Annotated in this window: 18 protein-coding genes, 1 tRNA gene and 1 riboswitch; of the genes, 17 read left to right on the top strand and 2 right to left on the bottom strand. The window is 38.6% G+C overall.

Translation table 11 applies throughout. From position 1 onward, the window contains the following. Positions 1 to 388: 388 nt before the first annotated feature. The 3 genes from HNQ80_RS03465 to HNQ80_RS03455 are packed head-to-tail and all read left to right on the top strand — an operon-like array spanning position 389 to position 5,235. Entirely contained in the window at positions 389 to 1,522 is a 1,134-nt protein-coding gene (locus HNQ80_RS03465) for an efflux RND transporter periplasmic adaptor subunit (RefSeq protein ID WP_184308229.1), read from the top strand. Beyond that, entirely contained in the window at positions 1,522 to 4,635 is a 3,114-nt protein-coding gene (locus HNQ80_RS03460) for an efflux RND transporter permease subunit (RefSeq protein ID WP_184308227.1), read from the top strand. Before HNQ80_RS03465 ends, HNQ80_RS03460 begins: the two co-directional genes overlap by 1 nt. Beyond that, positions 4,636 to 5,235, top strand: a complete 600-nt coding sequence (locus HNQ80_RS03455) for a TetR/AcrR family transcriptional regulator (protein ID WP_207726837.1) — start codon at positions 4,636 to 4,638, stop codon at positions 5,233 to 5,235. A gap of 81 nt (positions 5,236 to 5,316) precedes the next feature. Here HNQ80_RS03455 and HNQ80_RS03450 read toward each other — a convergent pair whose 3' ends face one another. Further along, a complete protein-coding gene (locus HNQ80_RS03450; protein ID WP_184308224.1) occupies positions 5,317 to 6,888 on the bottom strand; it encodes a glycosyl hydrolase family 18 protein in 1,572 nt (523 codons plus the stop codon). A gap of 154 nt (positions 6,889 to 7,042) precedes the next feature. On the opposite strand from HNQ80_RS03450, the gene HNQ80_RS03445 reads away from it, so the two are divergent. From HNQ80_RS03445 to HNQ80_RS03435, 3 genes are all read left to right on the top strand, one after another. Further along, positions 7,043 to 7,366 (top strand): DUF503 domain-containing protein, encoded by a 324-nt coding sequence (locus HNQ80_RS03445; RefSeq protein WP_279288951.1) that lies wholly within the window; start codon positions 7,043 to 7,045, stop codon positions 7,364 to 7,366. Positions 7,367 to 7,390: 24 nt separating this feature from the next. Beyond that, the gene (nth, locus tag HNQ80_RS03440) at positions 7,391 to 8,044 is read left to right on the top strand and encodes an endonuclease III (RefSeq protein WP_184308222.1); all 654 of its coding nucleotides are present in this window, start codon (positions 7,391 to 7,393) and stop codon (positions 8,042 to 8,044) included. 109 nt (positions 8,045 to 8,153) lie between these two features. Further along, a complete protein-coding gene (locus tag HNQ80_RS03435) occupies positions 8,154 to 10,178 on the top strand; it encodes a cell division protein FtsA (protein ID WP_184308220.1) in 2,025 nt (674 codons plus the stop codon). Positions 10,179 to 10,229: 51 nt separating this feature from the next. On the opposite strand, the gene HNQ80_RS03430 is transcribed toward HNQ80_RS03435, so the two are convergent. After that, positions 10,230 to 10,304, bottom strand: a tRNA-Met gene (locus tag HNQ80_RS03430). A gap of 266 nt (positions 10,305 to 10,570) precedes the next feature. Here HNQ80_RS03430 and HNQ80_RS03425 point away from each other — a divergent pair. The 11 genes from HNQ80_RS03425 (at position 10,571) to cbiB (ending at position 21,705) form a co-directional block, all read left to right on the top strand. Beyond that, on the top strand, positions 10,571 to 12,094 hold the full coding sequence (locus tag HNQ80_RS03425; protein ID WP_207726836.1) for a VanW family protein: 1,524 nt from the start codon (positions 10,571 to 10,573) through the stop codon (positions 12,092 to 12,094). A gap of 54 nt (positions 12,095 to 12,148) precedes the next feature. Beyond that, positions 12,149 to 12,844 carry a DUF2225 domain-containing protein gene (locus HNQ80_RS03420; RefSeq protein WP_184308216.1) on the top strand — a complete coding sequence of 232 codons (696 nt, stop codon included), beginning with the start codon at positions 12,149 to 12,151 and terminating at the stop codon, positions 12,842 to 12,844. A 3-nt stretch (positions 12,845 to 12,847) separates the two neighbouring features. Continuing rightward, positions 12,848 to 13,375 carry a methylated-DNA--[protein]-cysteine S-methyltransferase gene (locus HNQ80_RS03415; protein ID WP_184308214.1) on the top strand — a complete coding sequence of 176 codons (528 nt, stop codon included), beginning with the start codon at positions 12,848 to 12,850 and terminating at the stop codon, positions 13,373 to 13,375. A gap of 50 nt (positions 13,376 to 13,425) precedes the next feature. Beyond that, positions 13,426 to 14,781 (top strand): esterase/lipase family protein, encoded by a 1,356-nt coding sequence (locus tag HNQ80_RS03410; protein WP_184308212.1) that lies wholly within the window; start codon positions 13,426 to 13,428, stop codon positions 14,779 to 14,781. A gap of 160 nt (positions 14,782 to 14,941) precedes the next feature. Then, entirely contained in the window at positions 14,942 to 15,505 is a 564-nt protein-coding gene (gene cobU, locus HNQ80_RS03405; RefSeq protein ID WP_184308210.1) for a bifunctional adenosylcobinamide kinase/adenosylcobinamide-phosphate guanylyltransferase, read from the top strand. Between the two features lie 11 nt (positions 15,506 to 15,516). Next, the gene (locus tag HNQ80_RS03400; protein ID WP_184308208.1) at positions 15,517 to 16,062 is read left to right on the top strand and encodes a cob(I)yrinic acid a,c-diamide adenosyltransferase; all 546 of its coding nucleotides are present in this window, start codon (positions 15,517 to 15,519) and stop codon (positions 16,060 to 16,062) included. Further along, on the top strand, positions 16,062 to 16,805 hold the full coding sequence (gene cobS / locus HNQ80_RS03395; protein WP_184308206.1) for an adenosylcobinamide-GDP ribazoletransferase: 744 nt from the start codon (positions 16,062 to 16,064) through the stop codon (positions 16,803 to 16,805). The genes HNQ80_RS03400 and cobS overlap by 1 nt, the downstream gene beginning before the upstream one ends. 6 nt (positions 16,806 to 16,811) lie before the next feature. Continuing rightward, entirely contained in the window at positions 16,812 to 17,402 is a 591-nt protein-coding gene (cobC, locus tag HNQ80_RS03390) for an alpha-ribazole phosphatase (protein ID WP_184308204.1), read from the top strand. 102 nt (positions 17,403 to 17,504) lie between these two features. Further along, positions 17,505 to 17,683: riboswitch (cobalamin riboswitch) on the top strand. Between the two features lie 147 nt (positions 17,684 to 17,830). Next, positions 17,831 to 19,222, top strand: coding sequence for a cobyrinate a,c-diamide synthase (locus HNQ80_RS03385; protein WP_184308202.1), 1,392 nt, complete (start codon positions 17,831 to 17,833; stop codon positions 19,220 to 19,222). Further along, complete coding sequence (locus HNQ80_RS03380) at positions 19,223 to 20,767, top strand: cobyric acid synthase (protein ID WP_279288950.1); 1,545 nt, start codon at positions 19,223 to 19,225, stop codon at positions 20,765 to 20,767. After that, positions 20,755 to 21,705 carry an adenosylcobinamide-phosphate synthase CbiB gene (gene cbiB, locus HNQ80_RS03375; protein WP_184308200.1) on the top strand — a complete coding sequence of 317 codons (951 nt, stop codon included), beginning with the start codon at positions 20,755 to 20,757 and terminating at the stop codon, positions 21,703 to 21,705. Before HNQ80_RS03380 ends, cbiB begins: the two co-directional genes overlap by 13 nt. The last annotated feature ends 5 nt before the right edge of the window (positions 21,706 to 21,710 follow it).

The following is a 21,710-nucleotide window of genomic DNA, read 5'->3' as shown; positions in this document are numbered from 1 at the left end:
AAGCAGCTTCTTCAATGCATTATGAGGAAGCTGCTTCTTTTTATGCTTTCATATCACTTCGTTTTCTTAACTTCTACATCTTTGAAACTACATAGGACAAAAGTCAACATTAAAAAAATTAATAAATTTTTATGCTGATACAAACTTTTTTGATGTTTCTGCGTAATATTCAAAGTAGCATCATAAATCATAATACTATCGAATCCTGATGACATTCTGAAACATGGTCTAATTTATAAAGAAAAATTTACAAATAATTTATTATTGTTTAATTGACTGTCGAAACAATTGAATATATAATGAAAAAATACTGACCAGTCAGTCGGACTAAGATGGTAGGGAGTTGTCAATCATTCAAGAGAATATTGTTTTTTATGGAGGGAAAAAAATGAGAAAGAAAACCGTATCATTCATTCTTGCAGCATTTTTACTTATGAGCATTTTAACAGGCTGTGGCGCAAAAAAAACAGCTGAAGCCAATGCGCCAGTTGAAGAAAAGTACATACCGGTAGAAATAGCCACGGTGGTACAAAAAACCATATCCAATGAAACTACATTTAGCGGTAAGATTTATGCCGACAAAGAGGTGTATGTTGTGCCTAAGACACCTGGAAAGGTGATGAGTGTAAATGTTGCCGTTGGATCTGTCGTGAAAAAAGGCACCGTATTATTTCAATTAGATAAAGAGGATATACAAAAACAGGCTGATTTAACAAAGAAAAGTATAGATTTGGCAGAGGCTAATTATCAACTGACGAGAGAGAAGATTGACAATGCGAAGGTGACATTGGAAAGAACAAGGGCTTTATATGAACAAGGAGCAATTCCTAAAAGTCAACTGGAGCAGGCTGAATTGGCAGCTTCAGATACATCCTTACAGACGATTCAAGTTCAGTTAGAGCAGGCACAGCTTCAATACACGCAAGCTTTAGACAGCCTACAGAATTTGACGATCACAGCTCCTGTGGACGGCATTGTTTCTGCCGTGGATGTAGAGGTAGGAGAGATGGCTAGTACTGCTCAGCCTTCTGTGACGATTGTAAATATGGATAATGTATATGCTGAGATTAACGTAACAGAAAATGTAATCAATGCCATTACTGTAGGTAAAGAAGTGGTGGTGGACATTCCTTCCGCTTCCAGTGAAAGCTTAACAGGGAAAATTGATAAAATCAGTCCTGTTTCCGATGCAAAAACACAATTATATCCTATAAGAATATATATTGAAAATCAGAATCATCTTGTGAAGCCTGGCATGTTCGCAAAAGTGAAATTGTCCACAAATGCTAGGGAAAATGTAATTGCTGTACCAACGGAAGCGATTATGAATGAAAATGATAAGAATATCGTTTACGTGGTAGCGGATGACAGAGCTGCAGCTAGGGAAGTAGGCATAGGATTAGAGGCGGGTGGAGAAACAGAGATTGTAAAAGGATTAAAACCAGGAGAAAAGGTGATCGTAAAAGGACAAGATTACGTAGAAGACGAATCAAAAGTTAAGGTAGTGAGAGGTGAACAATAATGAATTTGTCCAGCTTATCGGTAAAAAGACCTGTCACAGTGATCATGTTAACCTTGATCGTTGCAATTTACGGTATCATATCTTTTTCTAAATTACCGATTGACTTATATCCAAGCTTTGAGATTCCAGTAGGGATTGTTATGACCACTTACTCGGGGGTTGGCCCTCAGGAGATAGAAGAACTGATTACGAAGCCTTTAGAGCAGTCAGTAGGTACGGTAGGAGATATCAAAACCATAAGTTCTTCATCATCAGAAGGGCGGTCTATGATTATTGCTGAATTTAATGATGGTACAGATATGGATTTTGCCGCCCTTGAAATGAGAGAAAAGGTGGATTTAATAAAAGGAAGGTTACCTGATGGAGCAGATGCACCTATGGTAATAAAAATCGACCCAAATGCCATGGCAGTTATGGAAATTTCCATCACCAACGGGGAAGATTTGTCAAAACTACAGAGAATTGCTGAAGATACCATCCAACCAAGATTGGAAAGAATTTCTGGTATCGCATCTGTTAGTGTTTCTGGTGGTTATGAGGACCAGATCGAAATCGCTGTAAACCAAGAGAAACTACAGGGTTATGGTCTTACTTTGAATCAACTGGCGCAGAAACTTCAGGCGGAAAATCTCAATATGCCTGGTGGAGAGGTGAAAAAAGGAATTCAGAAACTAACCCTTAAAACTGTAGGGGAGTTCCAGACCGTTGATGAGATCAAATCATTACCTATTGCCTTACCGGCAGGCGGCGTGATTTATCTACAGGATATTGCGGAAGTGGAGATGAAGCATAAAGATATTACTGCCATTACAAGAACCAATGGGAAGAGAAGTGTAAATATCTCCTTGCAGAAGCAATCTGGCAGCAATACGGTGCAGGTGGCAGATAAAGCACTGATGGAGATTGAAAAGCTGAAAAAGGAATTTCCGGATTTGGAGATTAATGTTGTATTAGATCAATCAGAATATATCAAGGACTCTATAGATAGTGTAAAAAACAATGCAATGATGGGGGCTGTTTTAGCTATCGTTATCCTATACTTGTTCTTAAGAAACATCAGAACAACTTTCATTATCGGGGTATCTATTCCAGTATCAATTATTGCTTCCTTTATCCTCATTTATTTCAATGGGATTACACTGAACATGATGACCTTAGGCGGATTGGCCCTTGGGGTAGGTATGTTGGTGGATAACTCCATCGTAGTACTGGAGAATATCTATCGGTTTAGACAAGAAGGGTATTCCAGAATCGAAGCTGCATCGGAGGGGGCAAAAGAAGTTGGGATGGCCGTTATCGCTTCAACACTGACGACAGTAGCGGTGTTCTTGCCGATGGCATTTGTTGAAGGAATGGTAGGGGCTATATTTAAGGAATTTGCTTTAACCGTATGTATGTCCTTGGCGGCTTCCCTTGTCATCGCACTTACGGTAGTACCAATGCTTTCATCTAAGCTTTTAAAGATTGATGAAGCACAAGGAAAAGTCCATCATGGTCGATTTAGATTGTTTGATTTTCTTTACGATGGCTTTGACAAAGTGTTTGCAAATCTTGAAAAAGCTTATAAAAGAATTCTTGCCTGGGCTTTAAAACATCGTAAATCTACTGTGATCATTGGAATTGTAGTTTTTGTTGTGGGTATGGGTTCTATTCCATTAGTAGGAGCCGAATTTTTCCCTACAACCGATGAGGGAGAGTTTTCTGTTAGTGTTTCTTTACCGACAGGATCAGAACTCGAAGATACTGACCAAGTGGTTATGGAGATAGAAGGAATTTTAGAGCAAATTGGAGAGATTGAAACTGTGTATTCCACTGCAGGTTCAGCTGGAGGCATGTTTAGCAGCAATAGTGGTACAAATAGCGGGAGAGTATCAGGAGTGTTGAAAGAACTATCTCAACGGGAGCGAAGTACGGCAGAAGTTGCCGATGAAGTTCGTAATAAAGTGAAGGATATTCCTGGAGCGGAGATCAAGGTCGAGGCGTCTTCCAGTTCTATGGGCAGAAGTAGCGCACCTATTTCTATAAAAATAAAAGGTGATGATTTGGAAGTCTTGAAAAAGATCGGAAAAGATTTCAAAAATATTGTCTCTTCTGTAGAAGGTACTAGAGAAGTAGAAAGTGACTTGGAAGAAGGTATACCAGAAGTTCATGTAAAATTAAACAGAAGCAATGCTTCACAATATGGATTGACGGCATCCCAAGTAAGCTCTGCTGTCAGGGGCATTATTGCAGGACAAACGGCTACAACCTATAAATTTGAAGGGGACGAAATTGATGTTGTGATCAAAGGCGACCCGATTTATCAGGATAGTATTTCCAATCTTGAACAATTGGAGATTCAAACGCCTGCAGGTATCAGTGTGCCATTGAATCAAGTTGCTGATATCAGCGTAGAAAGAGGACCTGTAACCATAAGCAGAGAAAGTCAAGTAAGGATGGCAACGGTGTCCAGCCAAATCATGGGTAGAGACTTAAAAAGTGTTTCAGCTGATGTTGAAAAGAAGCTTTCTCAATATGATATGCCTGAAGGATATACCTATGACATAGGTGGAGAAAATGAAGAGATGATGGAGGCCTTTGCGGACCTATTCATGGCATTGATTTTGGCTGTAGCATTGGTATATATGATTCTAGCATCACAGTTTGAATCTTTGCTGCATCCATTTACCATCATGATGTCTGTTCCTCTGGCATTTTCGGGAGGACTGCTTGGACTGCTGGTGACAGGAAGAAGTCTTAATGTAACAGGGTTTATTGGATTGATCATGCTGGCAGGTATCGTTGTAAACAATGCCATTGTATTGGTCGACTATATCAATATAAGAAGAGAAAAAGGGGAAGAAAGAAACGAAGCGATTACTAATGCTGGACCAACACGATTGAGACCTATTTTAATGACCACATTGACAACAGTATTAGGATTACTGCCACTAGCACTAGGAATTGGAGAAGGAGCAGAGATGCAGGCATCGATGGCAACGGTTGTAGTTGCAGGTTTAACCCTTTCAACCTTGTTAACGCTGGTGTTTATACCAGTACTTTATACGATGTTTGATGATTTCAGCCACTTTATTAAGCGAAAGTTATCCAAAAGAAAAAGCGCAGAAGCATAGATGGAAGGCAGTGGAGTCATGAATCAAAAGGTGAATAAGAAGCATGAAATATTAAAGGCTTCTATGAAAATATTTGCGCTCAAAGGCTATCATAATACAAAGATTGAAGATATCGCTATAGAAGCTGGGATTGGCAAGGGGACGGTCTATCAGTATTTTGAGAGCAAGATACAGCTATTCGAAGAGATGGTTTTGTATTATATTGAATCCTACAAGGAGGAAATAGTAGAAATCATTGATGAAAATATTAGCTTAGAAGAAAAATTATTAAAAGTTGCGAATAAAAATAGCAAACATGTTGCAGAACATTTTGATATGGCAGAAAAAATCGATGTGAGAGAAAACATTATTTCCAATGAGATGAAAAGCAAGATGCTTCGCAAGAAAGAAGAAATTTTTTCAATATTGGAATGTGCGATTGATCAAGCCATAGAAAATGGAGAAGTCAGAAATGATCTAGATAAAGAAGTGGTAATTTCTACTTTCTTTGGAGCAGTAAATGTATACTGTGCAGGCAGATATCAAAGGAATAATACGATGAAAGCGTATGTAGATCCAACGCCGGTGGTAATGTTTTTAATGAGAGCATTAAATAAATAGAATGATATAAAAATAGAGCGTCTGCTTCATAGCAGATGCTCTATTTTTATGACGTTGCGATTGTAATGAAATAAACTGGGGCTAATGAATTCCTTTAGCATTTAAGATTTGTTGCCACGCATCTAAGTACATGAACTGCTCTTCATGATTGTCATAGTTTGGAATATTCCCAAGGCGCCATAGGGAAATATCCTTTATGTCAAACAACTTGGCAAGATTTATTTTTGATAATACACTGCGGCTATCCTCATACCAAATGATGTTATGGATATTCTTTTCCTGATCAAAATAAATGAAATAAGGATTTTCATACGCCTTGCTATACTGCATATTTAATGTACCCTTCTGAAGCTCTGCCAAAAGTCTATTTCTTAAAGCATCATAGGTTGGATTTGCTGTCTCGATTGTGAAGCTTCCGTTGTTTTCTATTTTTCTCCATTGAATGGCATTGAAAGAAAGCTGTAGAGAAATTTTACTGCGATCGGAAATGCCTGTATGACTGTCTGTAATTTCCTGTAAGGCAGTGTATACATCAAAATCCTTATTATATTGGTTAACAATTGGTGTTAAGGGACTTTGAATTTGTGTAAAGTTTTCTATGGGATTGATGGTGCTTAGGGCTTCCACTTGCCGTGGATGATAGTCGTGAGCCATAAGAATTACTTTGTCAGCAATTTCCCCAATGGTTTTATAGTCATAGCCTTTATAATATTTTCTAGGCTGTACAGCCACATAAAGTTTTTTATTTGTCTTATCTAATTCAATCTTAAGTTCTTGCAGGAACTGGTTCAATGACGCAGCCAAAGCAGGATCCTTTATTTCTTCAAAATCGATGACGACACCGTCGAAGGTGACGGAAAGACCGTCTTTTGTCGTGTCTAAAATCTGCCGAATGATTTCTTGGATTACCTTTGTCTTTACTTCACTATCCAATAAGATACGCTCTACTAAGCCTGTACCTTCGCTATTTTTAGTTCCTTGAGAAGCATATACCATGAGTTGTATAGGTATCTGATGCTCTCTTGCTTTTGAGATAGGCTCCATAAAGCCAGAAGGAATGGCTAATCCACCCTGTGCATCGGTTTTTAGAGACACACCATTATTTTCATCAAAGGCTAGCTGACTCCAACCAAAGCTGAGAGAATCCAACGCAGGTATAAAATCTAACTGCGTATAGGACTTCATTGCATAAAATCCATGAAGCTCTTCCAATGGGCTCGATATTTTTTGATACATTTCCAAAATCAATTTCTCTTCAGGGGTTTGACCTAAGGTACTCATTTTTTGCAAAAGGGCCTTAGAATCCTGAATAGATAGTTTGATAGGATCGTAGCCTATGGCACGTATAAACATCAACTCTGCATCTTTTTTTGTGATTTCTTGGTTCAAATCATACTGGGATTCTACGATGATGCCATATTGTTTGCCAAGGTCTATAAGGTTTGAAGAGTCAGAATCGCTGACAGTCTCAAGAGAGAGATCGTCGTGAATCAAGGAAAGAAGGGTTCTTAGAAAAGAAGCCTTTGTAATCCCTCCGGTGGTATCTTGCGGCACAGCAGGAATAGGACCCAGCTCTTCTCCGTAAATTGGTATAATAGAGAGTACTAAGGTTACAGTGCATATAAATATAATTCGTGATAAAATCTTTTTCATATTTACCTCCTATGATGTAATTATTCACTATTTTAATGTTTCTATAAAGACCAGATTGAATCCTTTTGAAGTAAAGTTACAATTATGTTACAAAACAAGAAAAAAGAATTGATTACAAAAAGGAATTAGTTAAAGGGATAGGGGAGCATATTTCATGTATAATATAGATAAGCAGACTGATAAAGAGGTGATGACGATGATGGTTGGAACTTGTAGCGTAGAATTGATGATGCAGGAAACAAATTCATTGAAGGACAAACGACAAATTATAAAAAGTCTGATAGGAAGAATTCAGTCTAGATTTAATGCTTCAGTGGCGGAGGTAGATCTCCAGGACAAATGGCGAAGCGCTGTGATTGGGATCGCTTGTGTCAGTACAACCACAAAGCATGCAAATCAGATGATTGATTCCATCATTAAGTTTATCGAAGGAGATAACAGGGTAGAAATTATACATTTCGATATTGAAATATTATGATCAACGATAGAAAGGAAGAATACCATGGGTAAGAAAAAGAGCAAAGTACTGGAGATATTGGATATTTTGGATACAACCTATCCCGACGCCCATTGCGAGCTGAATCATGAAAATCCATTTCAACTTCTTATCGCCACAATTCTTAGTGCCCAAACAACTGACAAAAAAGTGAATCAGGTTACACCGGGACTATTTGAAAAGTATAAGACGCCGAGGGATTTTCTCATGATGACCCAAGAAGAGTTAGAACAAGAAATAAAGGAAATTGGTTTATATAGAAGCAAGGCAAAGAATATTCTGAGCACTTGTAGAATGCTAGTTGAACAATATGATTCACAGGTCCCAAATACGATGGAAGAACTAATAAAACTTCCAGGTGTGGGAAGAAAGACTGCAAATGTCGTGCTCAGCAATGCTTTTGGGGTACCTGCCATCGCTGTAGATACCCATGTGTTTAGGGTTTCTAATAGGATTGGATTAGCAGACGCTGGTAATGTTGAAGAAACTGAACAGCAGTTAATGAAGAATATTCCCAAGGATCAATGGAGCAAAGCCCACCATACCCTAATTTTTCATGGCAGGCGTACTTGTGATGCACGTAAGCCTAAATGTGAGACATGTCCGTTATTGTCCCATTGTAACTATTATGTGAAAAATGGGAAGCAGAAACATAAATAGCGCCTATTTGCATGGTTGATTTTGTCGCATATTGTAAGAATGGAAAGAGGAAAATGTAAAATCATGAAGAATACTTATTAAGAAGAAGAAAATGAAAGGGTTGTGAAGGATGTCTGAAACAACAACGGTAAAGATAAATCCCCATGAGATTATATTTTCTTTAGATATAGGGACGAGAAATGTAGTAGGAATTATTAGTAAGAAAGATGAAGACAAACATGTGATTTTAGATGTGGAAGTGATGGAACATCCCAGCCGGGCCATGTATGATGGACAAATACATGATATCGATAAGGTAGCTGTGATAGCAAGAAAGGTGAAAGAGACTCTGGAAAACAGGCTAGGTTTTGAGCTGAAGCAGGTTGCTATCGCAGCAGCTGGTAGAGCTTTAAAAACATATCGGGTTATGGTAAATAGAGATATTGATATTTCAAAGGAAATTGACAAAGGACTGATTGATAGTCTTGAGATGGAAGGTATTCAGAAAGCCCAGGAACTTATAGATCAAGAAAGTCATAGCCAAGATCATACTTATTATTGTGTAGGCTATACAGTTGTAAACTATTATTTAAATGACGGTGTCATCATGTCTTTAAAGGGGCATCGAGGAAACAAAATAGGTGCAGAAGTTTTGGCTACTTTCTTACCCCATGTGGTTGTAAATGGTCTGTATACTGTAATGGATAAAATAGGACTAGAGGTCATCAATTTGACCCTTGAACCCATTGCTGCCATCCAAGCAGCAATCCCACCAAAGCTACGGCTATTGAACCTTGCTTTAGTGGATATTGGTGCAGGCACTTCGGATATTGCCCTAACCCAGGATGGAACCATTGTAGCCTATGCCATGGCCTCAGTGGCTGGTGATGAAATTACGGAAGCCCTTGCCAAAACATATCTATTAGATTTTGACATGGCAGAGAATCTAAAATTGGAGCTGAACAAAAAGGATAGTCATTCCTTCTCCGATATTGTAGGTATTCCCTACTCTCTGACTACCCAAGAGATTATTGAAAAAATAGATGGTGTGATTGAAAGCTTAGCAGTAGAAATTGCAAACAAAATCATTGAATATAATGGAAAAGCACCTAGTGCAGTATTTTGTATTGGCGGTGGCAGTCAGATACCGCAATTTACAAATCATTTAGCGGAAAAGCTTGGACTGCCAAAAGAGCGGGTTGTGGTACGAGGTACAGAGATCATTGAAAATACTGTGTTTCGCTGTGAAAAGCTTATGGGACCTGAATTTATTACACCAATCGGTATTGGTATTATTGCAGAAAAGGATCGAGAGCAGGATTTTCTTCAGGTATCTGTAGATGGCAGAAACATAAAATTATTTAATTCAAAGCAGCTCTTAATTTCAGATGCTCTTATACTGATCGGCTATAATGCGAGAAAGCTGATTTCGCGGAGTGGAAAAAAACTAGTTTTCACTTTGAATGGAAAAGAAAAAGTGATACCAGGTGTCCCAGGAGAATCAGCAAAGATTTATCTAAATGGAAAAATTAGCAGTCTTGATACTGCAATCCATCACAAAGACATGATTATCATTGATCCTGCCATCGATGGAAAAGATGGTGCAGCGACGCTTAAAGAAATCGTAGATACCTTAAAGTATGTAAATTTCAATCAACTGGAAGTGAAGTTATATAGTAAGCTTACGGTGAATGGAAAAGGGCAGGAGATGCATTATGAGATTCAAGAGGGAGATGTCATTCATTATGATGAGATCGAGAGAATAGAAGATTTACTCCATCGATTTGAAATGAATCCTGTACAGTATCATGTTTTTGTTAATGATGTAGAACGAGAATTGGGCTACGTACTAAGAAATGGAGATAGAATCTATACCCGTGAAAGAGGGCTAGAGATGGAACGACAGCCAGTGATGGAGACCGAAGAAGCCGAAGTTGCTGGGGATTATTTCATCCAAGTGAATGTGAATGGGCAAACTGTCAAAGTTTTTAAGGAGAGTGGAAGCTTTATTTTTGTGGATGTATTCAATTATATTGATTTTGATAGAACAAAGTCAAAAGGATCCCTGGTGTTGAAATTAAATGGACAGAGGGCAAATTATACAGATGTCATTAGAGATGGTGACCAGATAGAAGTGTTTTGGAGTGAAAAATAGTAGAATCTCTGCAATAAAAAAACTAGAGGGAACTCTAGTTTTTTAAACGAATGGTTGCGGAGGCAGGATTCGAACCTACAGCCTCCGGGTTATGAGCCCGACGAGCTACCGTTGCTCTACTCCGCGTTGATTGAATAAACTTATATTATATTGTTATGTAAAACAATCAATATTATACCTATTAAAAAGTTGTTATTTTACCGAGGCAATCAAAGAGAAAAAGAGAGGGAGTATAAAACTCCCTCTAAATAAAGGGGAAATTGCTTGTGGACCCATGTCCACTACATATTATGAGATAATAAAAAAAAGGTGAAAGGAATATGGCAACAAAATTAATATTAAATTTTAATTAATAGATGTTCAGTGAACATAATATCATGTATATTAGTTATATGAGAGAAATAAATATAGAAAATAGGGAGAGATTGTTAAAATATGATTTGCAGATGAATGGAGGAGAAGGATTGGAAACAAAGGTTAAACATAAAACAAAAAAATCAAATATTATAACTGGACTCATCATCGTGTTGTTTAGCTTTCTCATTTCAACCACAGGCATTTCATTTTTCTTGCTATATAGAGACACGATTTACAATGGTGTAACTATAGAAAATGTGGATGTAGGGAGCCTATCTGTTTTAGAGGCACAGAAAAAGATACATGAGCATTTTGAAAAATCCATTGATCAGCAAAGTTTAGAGCTAGGTTATGGAGACAAGAGATGGAATATAGATGGTAAAGATATTGGATTTTCTTACGATTACACAAAGGCAGTAAATGAAGCCTATCAAGTCGGTCGTGATGGAAGTTACTTTGAAAGATTGCAAAAAATTGTTTCTCTGTATAAAGTACCTTACAACTTGAATTTAGTACCTATTATCGATCAGAGTAAGCTAGAAGGGATCTTGATCGATATTCGAAAGAATATCGATCAACCTTCTCAAGATGCAAAAATTACCAAGGCAGATGGCAGATTCCATATAACTCAAGAAAAGGTAGGTTTAAAGGTAGATATAGATCGACTAAAGGGGTTAATTTCCGAAGAACTTAAAAATAATTATCGGCAGGGAACTGTAAAGGTGGATATACCTGTTGAGGTGGCTTCGCCGAGAATAACGTCGGAAAGCTTGAGCTTTATTCAAGAACTTTTGGGAGAATACACGACTCAGTTCACAGCAGGGAATAAAAATAGAACGCAAAATATTGCTCTCGCGTCTAAAACAATTAATGGTACTGTGTTGATGCCAGGAGAAATTTTTTCCTTCAATGAAAAAGTGGGACCGAGAACAGAGAGTAGGGGCTATCAGAATGCTCCTGTGATATTTAAGGGAGAACTTGTAGATGGTTTAGGGGGTGGGATCTGCCAGGTTTCCAGTACCATATACAATGCAATTTTACTGAGTAATTTAAATATTATAGAGAGAATTAATCATAGCATTCCATCTACCTACGTACCAAAGGGAAGGGATGCGACGGTTTCCTATGGCGTTCTTGATTTTAAGTTTCAGAATATATTGTCTCAGCCCATCTATATTGAAAGCTATATAAGAGGAAATCTTTTGATTGTTAAAGTATATGGACAGAAGGTAGACAATAAGGTTGTAAAGATTGAATCAAGGCAAGATGAAGTGGTAAAGAGAACGGTAGAGGTGAAATTTGATGCCAACATGTATCAGGGAGAGGAAAAGGTAGAACAAGAGGGTAGAGATGGCTATAAGATTACGACCTATAAAATTGTTGTGGAAAATGGGGTTGAGATTGAAAGAAAACAAATTAGCAAAGATTACTATAAACCTCAAAAGCAGATTATTGTAAAGGGAACGAAAAAACGTTCTGCAGCACCAGTGCAGAAAACGCAAGATGAGCTAAAGCCAAAGGGAGAAGGAGAGGCAGGCGTAGAAGTTATCAGACCTTAAGATTAGGATAATCGTTAAAGATGCACAAGAAAAAGCAGTAATGAGGTGACGAAAATGATCAATGCACTATATGACAAAGAGATAACTTGTCCAGTATGCAAAAATATTTTTCACACGAAGAAGGTACGGACCTCTGCTACAAGGGTCGAGAAAAGAGATACAGACTTCTGTACCCATTATATTGGTGAAAATCCAATCCTTTACAATGTATGCGTATGTCCTATGTGCGGGTACGCTGCTTTAGAGAGTAATTTTGGAGAGATAAATGCTACAGGTAAAAAAAAGATTGAAGAAAGTATCTCGAGACGTTGGGTTCAGAGAAGTTTTGGGGAGGAAAGAACGGTTATAGAGGCCATTGAAACCTATAAACTAGCCCTTCTATGCAGTCAGATCCTAGCAAATAAAAAAGGCACGTTGGCTAATATTTGTCTAAGAATTGCATGGCTATATCGTTATCTCCACCACGAAAAGGAATTTGAATTTTTAACCCATGCGGTAGGCTGTTTTGAACAAGCATTTGCCAATGAACCTCTACCTATAGGGAATTTAGATGAAGTATCTCTTATGTATTTAATTGGAGAACTCCATAGAATGATTGGAAATTATGAAGAAGCCATTGAATGGTTTGGAAAAGCGATTAGCAATCCAGCAATCAGAGGGAAGAAAAAAATTGATACCATGACCAGAGAGCAATGGAAATTGGCGAAAGACGCTTTTAAAAACAAAAGAAATCAAGATCAGGTGGGATAGAGCATGGAAAAGGTATACTATACAAAATTCATGAGTAATCTTGGTGAAATGTTTATTGCTTCCAGTGACCTAGGTGTATGTAGGTTAAAACTAGAAAGTGAAAGAGTGGAAAGCTTTTTCGATTGGATGAAAAGGAATTTCGTAGAAGTTCAGGAAAACAACGAAATGAATCTAGAAGTGATTCGACAGCTTTCTCTCTATGGAAAGGGTCAATTGAAGGAATTTGATCTCAAGCTGCATCTGATAGGGACTCCCTTTCAGAAGCTAGTTTGGAATGGATTGCGCACAATACCTTATGGAGAAGTTGCTAGCTATAAGGATATTGCGCTATTGATAGGATCACCTAAGGGTTTTCGTGCTGTGGGAATGGCGAACAATCGTAATCCAATTCCTATTATCATCCCTTGTCATAGAATCATTGGTCACGGTGGCGATCTGGTGGGCTATGGTGGTGGCCTTGATATGAAAATGAAGCTTCTACAATTAGAAGGCATACACATTAACGAAGGAAGAGTTGCTACAAAAAAGTAGCAGCTTTTTTTCTTTCATTTTTTAAACGTATTGCTAAAGGAGGAATGTCTGTGCATCCAGTATTAACCACAGTCGGTCTTATGGAAGTGATCAAGAGCAAGCTTCAAAATCAGAAAAGAAATCCTCTGATTTTTGTCCCTGGTCTTTATGGATCCATGGGGAATACAATCATTCCAGGAACAGGAGATTGGAGCTTTGGAATGTCTGCCTCTATATATGAACCTTTCGTGGAAAAATTAGAGCAGCTTGGATATACGAGGGATGAGAATCTGTTTATCGCCTTTTATGACTGGAGGCAGGATTGTATACACTGTGCTGATGAATACTTGATAAAGACTATCGCCTTGGCGAAATCGAAAAGCCGCAGTCGAAAGGTAGATATCATTTGTCATAGTATGGGGGGATTGGTTTCAAGAACCTATGTACAGGGGAATAATTATCAAGGAGATGTGGATAATTTAATCAGCATTGGTACCCCAAATGCAGGGGCGGTCAATGCCTATTTCTTTTATGCTGGTGGAAAGCTTCCCTATAACCGTGGCATGAAATCCAATATTTTTAGAACATTATTAGAAGGATATTTGTGGATCATTGAGAAGTATTATGGAGAAAAAAATGATTTGGATACAATACATAACCTATTAAAAGGCGCGCAAGACCTATTGCCAAGCATGCAATATGGGAACTATCTTTATTATCTAGATAAAAGCAGAAATATGAAATTCATCTCCTATGATCAAATGCACTATAAAAATAACTTTCTAGACTATATTAATTATATTTATCGAAAGACAATGCCTAAGAACGTAAAGGTAACATTGATTGCTGGAAAAGGTATTGAAACAAATCAGCTGCTTCAGATTGACCCTAGAAGGGAACACGATGGGCAAAGATGGATTGATGGCAGGGTGATCGATGTATCAAAGTCACTGGAAGGGGACGGTACTGTCATGGTGAAGAGTGTGATGGCCATAGAAGGAGATCGATATATTATCAATGGGAAGCATGAAGAATTGCTGGAAAGAAGCCTCTTTATTATCCGAAAAAAGCTGGGGATTGACGATGGATACATGATGCGAAGCAGATATGAACCCATAGAAAATCATATCAGCATTCTTATAGATGGCATGGGTGATTTACAGTTACAAGGTTTTGGTGAAAATGGGCAAGAAATTCTCTATGATAAAGGAGTAAACAATATAGAAAATCTTGATGTTCAAAAATACGGAGAAAGGCTTACTTGGATGCTCATCACCAACTGCAGACACCAGGAATTGGTGTTGAATTTCTTGCCTCAAAAGGATAGTACGTTGGACATTATTGTAAAAGATCGTGATGGAAATATAAAAAGAGCCTTGGGAAAAGAGGTATTGACCAAACATCGTTATCGTATTCAGATCAACTGATGGATTCGTTGACGTAACATATCATGGATGATATGATAAGAAAGGAATGATTAAAATGCCTGTCAATAGACAGGCTTTGTTATATCTAGGGAATCATAGCCTCATGATTTTCTAGCGAAAACAAATTTACGCAGTCAAATTTGTTTGTAGGAGTGATAGGATGAGGGGAAAAATAACGCTCGTTACGGGTGGTGCCCGAAGTGGAAAAAGTAATTTTGCAGAGGAGCTGGCAAAGACTTCTGATATGCCAGTGGCTTATTTAGCTACAGCTACTCCTTTTGATGATGGTATGCGGGATCGCATCAAGAAGCACAGGGAAAGTAGACCACAAGAATGGACAACCTATGAAGGCTTTAAAGATCTTCATCATGTTGTGAAAGATATATCAGCTGATCATGGTACTGTACTGTTGGATTGTGTGACGATTATGGTGACGAATTTGATGTTTGAAGACTTGACCATTGATTGGGATAGAATAAATCATGAACAGATTGATATCATTGAAGCTGGAATCAAAGAGCAAGTTTTTTCTTTGCTAAAAAGCATTCGTGAATACAACATGTGGAGTATTATTGTGACCAATGAGGTGGGGATGGGAATTGTTCCAGAAAACAGATTGTCGAGAATTTTCGGTGACATTGCAGGGAGGATAAATCAGATCATCGCAGCTGAGGCAGATGACGTCTATTTTACAGTGTCAGGAATCCCCATGAAAATAAAGTAGGAGGCGGTAAGATGGCAGCAAAACAATTATCTCAAGGTTTGGTACACATATATACTGGTGATGGAAAGGGCAAGACCACAGCAGCCTTGGGACAGGCTCTAAGAACTGTTGGTTGTGGATACAGGGTATTTATGGTTCAGTTTCTCAAGGGAGGCGATTCCGGGGAATTGCACAGCGCAGAAAAGCTGAAACCAGATTTTCAGATATTTCGATTCGACACAGCGAAAAAGTTTTTTTGGACACTGAATGATGAAGAGAAAAAGGAAGTAAAGAGAAATATTGATAAGGCATTCGCCTTTGTGGAGGAAGTTATCCAAAAGGAAAGCTGTGACCTGTTGATACTGGATGAAATTATGGGTGTACTCTCCAATAAGCTTCTTACAGTTCAACAGGTCTGCAATTTGATTGAGGGCAAGCCCAAGCACATGGAACTGATCTTGACAGGCAGAAATGTGCCTCAAGAAATTGTTGAGCTGGCGGATTATGTATCTGAAATGAAAATGATAAAGCATCCCTTCCAGAAGGGAATCGGAGCCAGGGAAGGAATTGAACACTAATGAAGCGATTGATTCTGATGATACAGTTTTTAACTCGGGTACCGATTCCAACCAATCTAAAAGTAGACGAGGATGATTTTTTGCATGGTATTATATATTTTCCAGTGGTAGGGCTCCTGATTGGGATGTTTATCGTATCCTTTCACTATATCGGTTACCAGTTGGGAGGGAGCTTCCTAGCGGCTGTCATGGCAGTAGTCATAGAAGTGTTTATTACAGGAGGTCTTCATCTAGATGGACTGGGGGATACCTTCGATGGGGTATATAGCAACCGTCCTAAGGATCGAATTTTGGAAATCATGAAGGATAGTCGACTTGGAACCAATGCAGCCTTGGCCATCATGATGACCTTGGTCTTAAAAATAGCATTAATTGATAGTCTTGCAGAGGATATGGTTTATGGCGTACTTCTTCTCATGCCAGTATTTTCAAAACTATGTCTCATCTATGGGTCTAAATTCTCTGTGTACGCCCGCAGTAATGGTATGGGAAATCTATATATTGGAAAGGTAACGAATCTTCATTTAGGAATCGCCTTATTTTTTACAGGTGTAATTTCCTTGATCCATCCATGGTCCTTCCCATATATTCTTTTAAGTTATATTTTCAGCCTGTTATACATAAAACACATTACAGGAAAAATCGATGGCATGACGGGTGATACTTTGGGTGCCTTGAGTGAGCTTTCTGAGCTTTTTTACCTCTTTTATTTTTTAATCTTAGGATTTTTGATGAAGGGATAGATGCTTATGCTGGAGCTGTATTTGGTTAGGCATGGAGAAACCATATCCAATTGTCGAGGGGTTTACTGTGGATGGTTGGATATACCTCTAACAGATAAAGGAATACATCAAGCAGAGGAAAGTGCTGAGAAGATGAAGGAAGTGTCACTGGATGTTATGATTACCAGTGATTTGCTCAGGACTAGAAAAACTGCGGAAATTATCAATAAGCATCATCATATAGAAATAAAAAACATAGACAGTTTTCGAGAGATGAACTTTGGCCTATGGGAAGGGTTATCCTATGAAGAGATTATCAACCAATTTCCTGATGAATTGAATGCATGGGAAAAGGAATGGTTGAACTATCCTGTTCCTGAAGGAGAGAGTCTTCGTCAAATGTATGAGCGTGTCATAAGGGGCATCGAGAAATTGATAGAGGATCATCCAAAAGGAAGAATATTGTTGGTTTCCCATGGGGGATGCATCCGTGGGATTCTGTCCCACCTGATTGGAAGGGGAATTGAGGATTATTGGAAATATAAGGTCGAAAATTGCGGGATTACTAAGATAGAGATTGTAGATGGCTATCCTGTATTAACAATGCTGAACGGATAAAGTATTATGCTATGGAAACACTATTATTTATCACTACAAGCCAAAATATTTCACTCTAATGCTATTGAATTATTGATGAATATTTGATACGATTAAATAAATTAATATGGAAATCAAATAGGTGTTGATACTTAATAGGGAAGTCCGGTGAAAGTCCGGCACAGCCCCCGCTACTGTATGTGAGGATGAAATCGATAGTATGTCACTTGTATATTACAGGGAAGACGTCGAGAGTAAAGCGATTCACAAGTCAGGAGACCTGCCTCTTTGAATTCATTGTATTGCCTTCGGAGGGAAGGAAACAGGAATATACATACGTGTGTTCATGCTCTGACCAAAGATGGTCAGGGCATTTTTATTTAGGATTCAATGAGGACTGATGCCATCACTGGCAGATTACGAATTTATATGGAAAAGGAATGATCAAGATGAAGCTACCTAGATTTGTTTTGGCAGGTACCCAGAGTGGCGTGGGAAAGACTACCATATCCACGGGGGTCATGTCTGCCCTTCGAAAAAGAGGTTTTCAAGTGCAGCCCTTTAAAGTAGGGCCAGACTATATAGATCCAGCCTTCCATACCTTTGTAACAGGAAACAAGTCGAGAAACCTTGATAGCTGGATGCTGGAAGAAGAAACCGTCAGGGGTCTATTTGTTAAAAATGCTCAGGAGAAAGACATCTCTGTGATTGAGGGGGTTATGGGACTATACGATGGTAGTGGTAGTCGAAAAGATGTGGGGAGCACAGCCCATGTATCTAAAATTATCAAAGCGCCTGTGATCTTAATTATCAATGGTAGTGGTATGGCAGCCAGTGCTGCTGCCCAGGTGCTAGGTTACAAGATGTATGATTCCGATGTGGAGATTGCTGGTGTAATCATCAACAATGTTTCTGGGGAAAAACATTATCATATATTAAAGGAAGCCATTGAAAGAGATACCAAAATCAAGTGTGTAGGATATATGGTAAAAAACACTGCCATTAAGCTGGAGAGCAGACATCTTGGACTCATTCCCAGTGTAGAGGTGAAAGATTTAAAGGATAAAGTGGAAGAGATCGGAAGCATGATAGAGAAAACTGTAGACATAGATGCTTTGTTAGAAATCAGCGAACAGGCGGTGCCAATAGATGCTTGCATGTCAGAGGATATATGGGTGGAGGATCGAATCAACTTAGGTGTTGCTTCTGATAAAGCTTTTAATTTTTATTACGAAGACAATCTAGAGTTATTGAAAAGCCTAGGTGCAAATTTGATTTTCTTTAGTCCGCTGCATGATCGAAAATTGCCAGAAGGACTCCATGGACTATATTTTGGTGGTGGGTTCCCAGAGGTATTTGCCCAAGAACTAGAGGATAATAGGGAGATTCGGCAACAGATCAAGGAAAGCATTGAGGGCGGTATACCTGCCTATGCTGAGTGTGGAGGGCTGATGTATCTGACAAATGCTATTACCAGCGTAGCGGGAGAGAGACATGAAATGGTTGGGGTGTTCCATACAGAAGCAAAGATGACGGGGCGGCTGCAGCGTTTTGGATATGTAGATATTACTATTGATCAACCCTCTGTATTATCTAAATCGGTGGAGCAAGCGAAAGCCCATGAATTTCATCGTTCTATTCTCATGGATCATATGGAAGACGATCAGGTTTATCAGCTTGAAAAAACCAGAAATGGAGAAATCATTGATCGCTGGCGATGTGGATTAAAGCGGTATAATGCTCTGGCAGCATATGCCCATATACATTTTTATTGCAATCAGAGACTAGCAAAAAATTTTATAGAAAACTGTAGGGTATATAAGGATGGGGGGAAGGAATAAATGATGAAAACGAAGAAATTAATGCTTCAAGGCACAGGATCCTCTGTAGGAAAGAGTCTGTTAACAGCCGGTTTTTGTAGAATATTCCATCAGGATGGACATAAGGTAGCACCATTTAAGTCTCAGAACATGGCGTTAAATTCCTTTATTACAGCGGAAGGATTGGAAATGGGAAGGGCTCAAGTGGTGCAAGCAGAGGCTAGTAAAATAGAACCAACGGTAGCTATGAATCCCGTATTATTAAAACCAACGACTGATAAAAAGTGCCAGGTCATATTAAATGGTAAGGTCTTTAAAAATATGTCTGCCGTGGAATATCATGAATTCAAGCCGGAATTAGCAGAATTGGTAAAAAAAAGCTTCCAACAGTTGGAATATGAGCACGATGTAGTCGTTATTGAAGGCGCAGGAAGCCCAGCGGAGATTAATCTAAGAGAAAATGATATTGTAAATATGGGTATGGCAGAGATGGTAGATTCCCCGGTAATCCTCATCGGAGATATTGACCGTGGCGGTGTATTTGCTTCTTTGGCAGGAACCATGCTGTTATTAACAGAGGAAGAAAAAAAGAGGGTAAAAGGGGTCATTATCAATAAATTTAGAGGGGATGTAGAGATCCTTAAACCCGGGATTAAAATGCTTGAAGATATTATCAAAATTCCTGTTTTAGGTGTGATTCCATACTATCATGTGCAGATTGAAGATGAAGATAGTCTGGCAGAACGTTTCAGATATCAAAAATATCAAGGCGGACAAATCGAGGTAGCGGTGCTTTACCTTCCGCATGTTTCGAACTTTACGGATTTTAACGTGTTTGAAACCCAAGAGGATGTGAATCTTAGGTATGTCATGCGAGGAGAGTCCATTGGCAATCCTGATATTCTGATCATTCCTGGCTCAAAGAACACCATAGAGGATCTTGTTTACATTAGAGAAAGCGGTCTGGAAGAGCAAATATTGAGATTACATAGACAAGGAAAGCTGATTGTAGGTATTTGTGGTGGATATCAGATGCTTGGAAAAACCATAAAAGATCCCTATGGCACGGAGAGCTCCATCGAGGAAATCAATGGCTTGGGACTGTTGGATGTAGATACTTTATTTGAAATGGAGAAAACAACCACACAGGTGGAGGCCGTGGTTACAGCCCAACTGGGCGGATTGTTGGAAGGTATCCAAGGGGCTAGTCTTAAGGGTTATGAAATTCACATGGGAAAAACCGTGCTGGGCCCAGAAAGTCGTGGATTAAATCAGATCCGACATATGTTGGGCAAGGATGTGGCTTTGGATGATGGTGCGGCCAATATGGAAGGGAATGTTATTGGTACCTACATCCATGGAATTTTTGACAATATTCCTTTTACCAGAGCTATATTAAACAATATTCGTCGGCTAAAAGGATTAGAGCAAGTTGAAAGCAGTATTGAGAGTTTTGAAGCATTTAAGGAACAGGAATATGACAAATTGGCCGAGGTTATAAGGACGAATCTAGATATGAAAAAGGTATATCAAATACTGAATGGGGAAGAAATATGCTCAAAATAGTGATAGGATATGGGTTGGATTTACTCTTCGGGGATCCTTATTGGCTTCCTCATCCTATACGGTTTATTGGAAACGGCATCAAAGCTACTGAAAATATGCTGCGAAGGTTTTTTAAAGGGGAGAAGCAAGAACGAGTCGGGGGAATTTTTCTAACAATCATCATTGTATTCCTTGCCTATGGGTTAACCTACTTGCTCATGTATGGAGCAGAAAAAGTACATCCCTATTTAAAACTAGGTTTAGAAACCTTTTTGATTTTTCAAATATTGGCTACAAAGAGTCTTGACCGAGAAAGTAGAAAGGTATATACCCAGCTTCAACAAGAGAACTTACCTGAGGCTAGAAAATATCTTTCCTATATCGTGGGGCGAGAGACGAAAGATTTAAATGAACAAGAGATTGCCAGAGGAGCCATCGAGACGGTAGCTGAAAATATATCCGATGGCATTATCGCACCGTTGTTTTATATTTGTATTGGTGGAGCACCCTTAGGAATGGCTTATAAGGCCATCAATACCTTGGATTCTATGGTAGGGTACAAAAATGAGAAATATTTGAACTTTGGAAGAGCCAGCGCTAGACTTGATGATTTTGTGAATTACATTCCTGCAAGACTTACCGCATTCTTTATTATTATTGCCTCAGCTTTTACAGGTTATGATTGGAAGAATGGGTATAGAATTACGAAGAGAGATTGTAGAAACCATAAAAGTCCAAATAGCGGATATCCAGAATCAGCAGTCGCAGGTGCATTAGGTATTCAAATAGGAGGTACCAACACATATTTTGGAGAAAAGGTATATAAGCCAACGATTGGAGAGCCCATTCGACAGTTGGAGAAAGAAGATATTCAACGGACGATCGAAATTATGTATGCTACTTCCTTGACTGGTATGTTTTGTTTTATGATGATAAAATATTTATTGATTGTAATATAGGGGGT

The organism is Anaerosolibacter carboniphilus (genome assembly GCF_014205875.1).
Lineage (GTDB): Bacteria > Bacillota > Clostridia > Peptostreptococcales > Thermotaleaceae > Anaerosolibacter > Anaerosolibacter carboniphilus.
The sequence above is the reverse complement of the archived record's forward strand: the minus strand, read 5'-3'. Positions and strand labels throughout refer to the sequence as shown.

Bases quoted from the DNA above. Each gene is read 5' to 3' on its own strand.
- HNQ80_RS03465 (WP_184308229.1), top strand. From the start codon at position 389: ATGAGAAAGAAAACCGTATCATTCATTCTTGCAGCATTTTTACTTATG.
- HNQ80_RS03460 (WP_184308227.1), top strand. From the start codon at position 1,522: ATGAATTTGTCCAGCTTATCGGTAAAAAGACCTGTCACAGTGATCATG.
- HNQ80_RS03455 (WP_207726837.1), top strand. From the start codon at position 4,636: ATGGAAGGCAGTGGAGTCATGAATCAAAAGGTGAATAAGAAGCATGAA.
- HNQ80_RS03450 (WP_184308224.1), bottom strand. From the start codon at position 6,888: ATGAAAAAGATTTTATCACGAATTATATTTATATGCACTGTAACCTTA.
- HNQ80_RS03445 (WP_279288951.1), top strand. From the start codon at position 7,043: ATGTATAATATAGATAAGCAGACTGATAAAGAGGTGATGACGATGATG.
- nth (WP_184308222.1), top strand. From the start codon at position 7,391: ATGGGTAAGAAAAAGAGCAAAGTACTGGAGATATTGGATATTTTGGAT.
- HNQ80_RS03435 (WP_184308220.1), top strand. From the start codon at position 8,154: ATGTCTGAAACAACAACGGTAAAGATAAATCCCCATGAGATTATATTT.
- HNQ80_RS03425 (WP_207726836.1), top strand. From the start codon at position 10,571: ATGAGAGAAATAAATATAGAAAATAGGGAGAGATTGTTAAAATATGAT.
- HNQ80_RS03420 (WP_184308216.1), top strand. From the start codon at position 12,149: ATGATCAATGCACTATATGACAAAGAGATAACTTGTCCAGTATGCAAA.
- HNQ80_RS03415 (WP_184308214.1), top strand. From the start codon at position 12,848: ATGGAAAAGGTATACTATACAAAATTCATGAGTAATCTTGGTGAAATG.
- cobU (WP_184308210.1), top strand. From the start codon at position 14,942: ATGAGGGGAAAAATAACGCTCGTTACGGGTGGTGCCCGAAGTGGAAAA.
- HNQ80_RS03400 (WP_184308208.1), top strand. From the start codon at position 15,517: ATGGCAGCAAAACAATTATCTCAAGGTTTGGTACACATATATACTGGT.
- cobS (WP_184308206.1), top strand. From the start codon at position 16,062: ATGAAGCGATTGATTCTGATGATACAGTTTTTAACTCGGGTACCGATT.
- cobC (WP_184308204.1), top strand. From the start codon at position 16,812: ATGCTGGAGCTGTATTTGGTTAGGCATGGAGAAACCATATCCAATTGT.
- HNQ80_RS03385 (WP_184308202.1), top strand. From the start codon at position 17,831: ATGAAGCTACCTAGATTTGTTTTGGCAGGTACCCAGAGTGGCGTGGGA.
- HNQ80_RS03380 (WP_279288950.1), top strand. From the start codon at position 19,223: ATGATGAAAACGAAGAAATTAATGCTTCAAGGCACAGGATCCTCTGTA.
- cbiB (WP_184308200.1), top strand. From the start codon at position 20,755: ATGCTCAAAATAGTGATAGGATATGGGTTGGATTTACTCTTCGGGGAT.